At 50.7% G+C, this 7,620-nt stretch carries 3 protein-coding genes; 1 reads left to right on the top strand and 2 read right to left on the bottom strand.

Annotation, left to right across the window (positions count from 1 at the left end):
- Nucleotides 1-2,953: 2,953 nt before the first annotated feature.
- Nucleotides 2,954-3,580: a response regulator gene (locus H7A81_RS12210; RefSeq protein WP_182057636.1), complete on the bottom strand. Its 627-nt coding sequence runs from the start codon at nt 3,578-3,580 to the stop codon at nt 2,954-2,956.
- 343 nt (nt 3,581-3,923) lie between these two features.
- The gene (locus tag H7A81_RS12205; RefSeq protein WP_182057635.1) at nt 3,924-5,171 is read right to left on the bottom strand and encodes a PD-(D/E)XK nuclease family protein; all 1,248 of its coding nucleotides are present in this window, start codon (nt 5,169-5,171) and stop codon (nt 3,924-3,926) included.
- Between the two features lie 334 nt (nt 5,172-5,505).
- Here H7A81_RS12205 and H7A81_RS12200 point away from each other — a divergent pair, with 334 nt between their 5' ends.
- Nucleotides 5,506-7,599 (top strand): ATP-binding protein, encoded by a 2,094-nt coding sequence (locus tag H7A81_RS12200; protein ID WP_255478955.1) that lies wholly within the window; start codon nt 5,506-5,508, stop codon nt 7,597-7,599.
- Nucleotides 7,600-7,620 lie beyond the last annotated feature (21 nt).

Raw genomic sequence — 7,620 nt, 5'->3', positions numbered from 1 at the left:
ATAGTCGCGTCTATTTTATACGTCATAGTTCATCTCAGGTCGCATTGTCTACGATCTCATTCTGCCACCAGATTGTTCTTTTTTTTTTTTCAAGCAGAAGACGCCATCCGAGTTTTCTGAATGTGCCTGGAGTTCAGCCGTGTGCTCTTCGGTTCTAGCATGCCGCCGATGATGGCGGCGCCGCCTCTGCAACTCACTGACCGTGAGCGACGCTGGCTGGCTCAGCATCAGACGCTGCGCGTGGTGATGAACCCGCTCGATGCGCCTTTCACGCTAAAAGATCGGCACAACAAATTTAACGGTATGACTGCAGACTTACTGCGTTTGATTCATCTGCGCACTGGTATCGATTTCACCATGGTCGAAGCCTCCTCCGTCAACGCAATGTTCGACCGGCTCAGCCGCCATGAAGTTGAACTGGTTGGCTCGCTGGCCCACAGTCCGCAGCGTGAAGCGCGCGCCCTCTTCTCCCGCCCTTACGTGCTGCCGCCGTATGTGCTGGTGAGCAAAAATACGCTGGGTGCGCCCAAATCACTCAATGACACCGACACGCTGGCGATTACGCCCCAGCATGAGCTCATCGGCTGGCTGAAGGAAAATTTCCCCCACATCAAGTTGGTCACCGTTGAGAACGCCAGTATTGCACTACAGATGGTGAATGAAGGTCGGGTGGATAGCGCGGTGAATAACCTGATTGCCGCGCGCTACATGATCGATCGCTACTTCAGTAATCGCCTGCAGATTGTCTCGCGACTCGGGGAAAATCCCGCGCGGATCGCCTTTGCCGTGGGGCGCGATAATCCGGAACTGCTAAGCATCCTGAACAAGGTGCTGGCGACCATCCCGCCGCGCGATATCTCGCTGCTGGCGATGAAATGGCAGGGCACGCCCGATGTCAAACTCGACACCTGGATGGCCTATCGACACGAGTTTTACGGGCTGGCGGGGATCTTCGCGGTGCTGGTGATCACCTCACTGTTCTGGAACTACCATCTGCATCGCGCGGTGCGTCAGCGTAAAGAGGCGCAGGCGCGACTGCAGGAACAAGCCACCTTCCAGAAAATCCTGTTCAACGGCACGCCGGTGCCGATCTACGTCATCGACCACAAAGGCGAGATGACCAACAAAAATCCGGCCTGGAGTCAGTTTTTCAACGATGCACACTCCAATATCAGCCAGCTGCCGCTCAGTGACAGCGCGCATCCGTTGCACGCTATCTGCCAGGCGCAAATGGCCTTACTGGCAGAACAAACGTCAATGGAGATGACACCACAGCGCGGCCAGATCGATAACGGCCACGAACTGCGTGATGTCATCCACCGCGCGGTGGCGTTTCGCGATAATCACGGCAACCTCGCCGGGATGATTTGCAGCTGGCAGGATGTGACGGAACATGAACAACTGACCCGCGATCTGCTGCAGGCCAGCGAGCGCGCCGAACAGGCTAACCGCACCAAAAGCACCTTCCTCGCCACCATGAGCCACGAAATCCGCACGCCGATCAGCGCGATTATTGGCTTGCTGGAGCTGGCGGTCGCCAATCGCCTGCAACAACCGTGCGATAAAGAGTCGGTGCGCGTCGCCTATGAATCCGCGCAATCGCTGATGGGGCTGATTGGCGATATCCTCGACATGGCGAAAATCGAATCGGGCAAGCTGGAGCTGTCGCCGGAATGGGTGCGCTTCGATACCCTGGCCGAACCGGTGGTGCGCGTGTTTGAAGGGCTGGCGCGCCAGAAAGGATTGCTGCTGCACTATCAGATTGATGTGCTACATCCGGACGAACTGCTGCTGGATCCGATGCGTCTGCGGCAAATCCTTTCCAACCTGATCAGCAACGCCATCAAATTCACCGAGCGCGGCACGGTCGAAGTGCAGGTGCGCAGCAAACCCGGCGAAGGCGATCGCGCCACGCTGGAACTCACGGTGCAGGATACCGGCATCGGCATCAGTGAAGAGGATCAGCAGCTGATATTCAATCCTTACGAACAATCCGCATCGGGCAAAAAACAGAGCGGCACCGGACTCGGATTAGCGATTTGTGAACAAATGGTGGCGATGATGGCGGGCAGCCTGACGCTGCACAGCCAACCGGGACGCGGCACGCGCATCTGCGTGCGTATCCCGGTGGATTGTCGTGAAGCGGTGAGCGCGCCGGTGGAACCGATACGCCAGCAAGATGCCTGTGGCCTGCCGTTAACCATCCTGACGGTGGATGATCATCCTGCCAACCGCCTGCTGCTGAAACGCCAGCTCACCCGACTGGGACACAAAGTGATCGAAGCCGAGGATGGCGAACAGGCGCTGTGGCTGTGGCAGGAAAACCAGATTGATTTGGTGATCACCGATTGCAGCATGCCGGTAATGGATGGCTTCACCCTGACGCGCGAACTGCGTAAAAAACAGCGTGAACCGCTCACCATTATGGGACTGACCGCCAACGCGCAGCCAGAAGAGCGATCGCGCTGCCTGGAAGCGGGCATGGATGACTGCCTGTTCAAACCGTTGCGCCTGCCGCAGCTGGAAGCACTGCTGCAAAGGGTGCCGCGCCCTGCTGTTGTGCCCTATCCCGGCCATGTCGCGCTGAATCATCTGCTCGATCTTAACGCCCTGCGCGAACTGGCTCATCAGGACAACGAGATGCTGCAGCGCCTGCTCAGCGCCACCCGCGATGAGAATCTGCAGGATATGCAGGTGGCCTGCGCCTGTTTCGACAATCGCGACTGGCCCGCGCTGGAGCGCAGCCTGCACCGTCTGGCAGGTTCAGTGCAGATCATCGGCGCCATATCGATTGCCGATCAGTGCCGCGAATTAGAGCAAGCCTGTGGCGCCCCAGTCGATGAACGCCATCTCGGCCAGATGCTCGATGAAACGCTGGGCTGCGTGCAAGTGTTGAATCAGGCAATCGAAACCTTTCTCAAAGACGAGTTCAGCGCATGAACTGCCGAGCGTCTCAATCCAGATTGTGCCGCTGGGCAAAATCGAGCACATCCACCAGATTCTTTAACTCCAGCTTCATCATCAGCCGGCTTTTATAGGTGCTGACGGTCTTATCGCTGATGTTCATGCCTCGCGCGATATCCACCACTTTCTCGCCGCGCGCCAGCTGACGCAATACATTCAGCTCTTTGGGCGACAGTTCGTCAATTTTGCGCTGGTCGCTGTTTTCATCCTCAAGATGCAAGCCCTGACGCGCACAATTCATCGGGAAAAAGGCATATCCTTTGCTGATAGCGCGAATCGCATCTCTCAGCTCGGTTAACTCTTTGCATTTGCTCATAAATCCGTTGGCACCCGCCGTGGCGCAGCGGCGGATATAGTGCTCGCTGTCTTTGCCGGAGAGCACCAGAATGCCCATCTCGTGCCCACTCTGGCGCAAGCGCTTGATGACATCGATACCGTTGAGCACCGGGATATCGATATCAATGATGACTAAATCCGGCTGCAGTTTTTTCACAAACTTTATAGCCTGAATGCCATCGCCCACTTCACCTACGACTACCCGATTATCTTCTTCAATCAGTATTTTGAGCGCTAATCGCGTGATTGGATGATCGTCAACAATCAGTACCTTTTCCATTTTTCACCCCGTCCCGCGCATTGACCGATAAAGTAGAGCAGCTGGGTGAATTGACGTGCGTCATTAACCGTCAGGCATCAGCGCCAAATTGACTCGCCTTTGCCTCGCCAGCCCCCCTCTTCGGAAACGATCCCTTAACGGTTATATCGGTGGATGTGGGGATCGCTAAAATAAATGCGTGTGGGGTGTGATGGGACGGGAATGTGAGGATGGATTTGTGCCCGGCCTGTGTTACGGGAATCACTAGCCGGGCACGCGAAGTGTTACTGATGCTGGCGAATAAAACTGGTGGAAGTATTCAATTACCGGAAATGTTCGGGTTGAGTTCTTGCTTCATGCAATTTTAGTTCGTCGCTCTGAACAGAGACAAATCAACTTCATTGTGGATACGCTTTGCCATACTAACGATCGTCTGCGCAAAGCTTCCTTCTCCGCGTTCAAGTAGTAAGCTCCAGGCTTCAGCATCCATATTCCAGTTGCGTGGAACATCCATACCCACATCAGCATGGCACCACCATGGCCACCATTCTGTCGTTCCAATAGTTGCATCAATTTCAGGAAAAACATCACTCATAGCTGAAGCAATGGCTGGAAAACACTCAAGGTGTATCTTCTCGTCGGGTTCATTGACCGAGCAAATCCCGTAAGCCAGGTTGCGGTAGTCAGATGTACTAAACTCCCAGCATAATTTAAAATCATCGCCTTCTTTAAATAAGAGCGAGAATGAAGCGTACTTACCTCCCAAACTCAATTCATCATTAGTCACCACTTGAGTTCCAATAGGTAACAGTTGCTGGCGAAGATGAATGATGAAATCGCGCCAGAGTCGCTCCTTAACTTGACGTATATTTTGTGCAATTGATAGTGCTGCTCGGAGGTTTTGTGGTGAGGCCACCAACTTCTCTGTCAGTTCGTTTTGCAATTCCATAGCGATATCCCCATTAATATCTTCGCGAATAAATTTTATCAAAGCATCAACAAAGCAGCGTACAGCAGGTGCCTCAATGTATAACGCACAATGTGATAGCCATCTTTCAACCTGGATAAAAGTAACAGGCTTTACATTTCGCTTTATTTCCTCTGCCAAGTCAGAGCTTAAAGAAAACTCATTTATATCATTATTACAAAGATATATTAATGACCATCCAATGCCTCTGCGGTGTGATTCTACAGCTAACCATTGCGCATAATCTTGAAGTTGATCTTTTTGATCGACTGCCCAAGGTTTATTTTCAATAGCCGTTAACTCATTTTCGCCATCAATCAAGATATCGATTCTTCTACTTCCGGAAATCGTATACTCTGTATAAACCTCAGTTTGTTTTTTGGTGGTAATCGCTTTGGATCTTTCTATTAACTGATAAAAACCATTGAGAAATAACTCGCCCTGGCCATGAGTTTCATCTGGCTTAAGAAGAAACGCAAAACACTTAGAAAGCGTATTTTCATTTATATTAAAGAAGCGAAATAAACGAAAGTCTGGAGCGATTTTTTTGGAGTAACGCTTTTTTGCATGCTGATAGCTCTCCTGAAGCAGTACGGTGCTTCGCAGCAATTCCCTTAAATTTCCCCAATCATCATTTTTTTCCACAACGCATTCCTTTGTATATAATTTTATCGGATTAATTTTTAATTCGCCAACCTGACTAACTTATCTCTGAATACGTTCCCCTTCAGGGGACACATTGTGTATCTATAAACCACTCCCGGCCAACGTTTAAAAAACCACCCTCTAGAATAAAACGGTTGTCGGCATTTGCAAGAAAATATTTAATATCATAATTATTAACTGCACCGAAAACACTCATATCCTTGCGACAACTTGTGTCGCAGCCAACCAACATCTCCAAAAAAACTTTTTCATTTCATGCGACACAAAATGTCTCAGCGCAATTTAAAAATAGTGCTTTCACAAGGAGAAGAATATGAACACTGTAATGTCTGCTGAAGTAAGTCAAGTCGCTGAAATGAATTATCAGAATACCAAAATGCAGCAATGGATCTTGCGGATACTATTTCGCCTGGGCGCGCACAAACAGTTTATTACCCAGCATGGATTCAGTAGCCAACCGCTGGCTGACTATCTTCACCTCAATAATGAGCATTCTTTTAACCTGAGTCAGCAGGATCAAGATTCGTTGCTGAAAAGATTACGCAAATATTATCAGGATGCTGAACAGTATAATTCGTTAACACAAGCTTCTATTTTTCAAACTGCAGTGAGCAGGTTTGCCACGCGTATTGGCCTCAACAGCGCTGAAAAAGCCATTCTGGAATTCACATTACAGCTCCATCAGGAAAGGCTGCTTGACGATGTCACGGAATGGCTTGGGCCACTCACCTCCTCCAAAGTTTATCGCACACTTGCGATGACTTTGGATATCACCGAAACCGAGGTACGCGAGGCACTTGGCCCCTCCAGCACCCTGACCAAAACCGGTCTGGTTAGCCTTGAAATGAACGGCGCGCATCTACTGCGCAATAAACTTGAGCCATTCTCACCCACCCTGGCAGAACGCCTTTACTCGGGTGAGACAAGTCCAGCGCGACTCCTGCAAGGCATGATCAACATCTGTGGGCCAGCCCATCTGAAGCTTGATAATTATGCCCACATTCCGGCAGTTAATATTCTGCGTCAGTGGTTGCATCATGCGCTGAGCACCCAACGTATCGGGGTCAATATCCTGATTCATGGCCAACCGGGTAGCGGCAAAAGCCAGCTTTGTCGTTTGATTGCCAATGAATTGCAAACTCCCCTGTATGAAGTCAGCAGTGAGAATGAATCCCTGCGCCCGATCAGTGGCAGCCGTCGTTTACGTGCCTGGCGTGCTGCGCAGCGCTTATTCATCGATGAACGAGCCATCATCCTGCTCGATGAGGCAGAAGATGTTTTTGTCGAAAGTCCCGGGATTCATAACAGCAGTCCACTTCCATTAGCAAAAGCCTGGATCAATCGTCTATTGGAAGAGAATGTTGTTCCCACTCTATGGGTAGCCAATGACATTGATTGTATGGATCCAGCAATGGTACGCCGCTTTGACATGGTCATTGAGCTCAATGCCCCACCACGTAATCAGCGCGCAGAGATCATTCAAGAGGCTTGTGGCGAAATACTGGCACCAGGCGCTCTTGCTTTATTAGCGGAGGCCTCTTATCTGGCCCCAGCGGTTATTAACCGGGCAGCAAACGTCCTCGCGGGCATTGGCGACAAGCTCTCAAAGGAAAAATGCTCTGAGACTTTAATGTATTTAATCAATAACACCCTAAAGGCTCAGGGGCATAAGCCGATAAAAAACCATGTTGCGGCCCAAATACCCGCGTTCTATGACACGGCATTTATCAATTGTGACAACCCACTCGATGAGATTGGTAAAGCTCTGACACCGGGTCACTCAGCGCGTTTTTGCCTCTATGGCCCTTCGGGCACGGGTAAAACGGCATGGGCACATTGGCTTGCGAAGCAGTTAGATAAGGTCGTTATAGAACGCAAGGCTTCACAGCTTTTTGGCCGCTACGTTGGTGAAAGTGAACAGAACATTGCGGCGTTATTTGAACAGGCGCAACGCGACAATGCGATCCTGCTGATTGATGAGATTGATAGTTTTCTCAGCGCACGCGACGAGTTCCAGCACCATTGGCAAGTGAGCAGTGCCAACGAAATGTTAAGCCAGATGGCACTGTTTGAAGGTGTGCTGATCGCCACGACGAACAGATTTGATGTGCTGGATGACGCCGCGCTACGTCGGTTCGATCTTAAGGTGCGATTCAACTATTTGTGTGATGACCAGGCTGCCGCATTGCTGAATATTTACTATCGAAAGCTTCAGCTCAATGAACCGCAATCTGCTGACATGAAAGAAATATCAAAACTGGACTACCTGACACCGGGCGATTTTGCACTGGTAGCACGTCAGCATCATTTTAAGCCAGTGAGTTCAACAGAGGCTTTTGTTGCCGCACTTAAAGCCGAGTGCTGGATGAAAAAACGCGAAAAACCGGCGATTGGCTTTTTGCACTAAGTAATTTGATAGGAAATCAAA

Source organism: Pantoea sp. ME81 (genome assembly GCF_903970985.1).
Taxonomy (GTDB): domain Bacteria; phylum Pseudomonadota; class Gammaproteobacteria; order Enterobacterales; family Enterobacteriaceae; genus Pantoea; species Pantoea communis.
The sequence above is the reverse complement of the archived record's forward strand: the minus strand, read 5'-3'. Positions and strand labels throughout refer to the sequence as shown.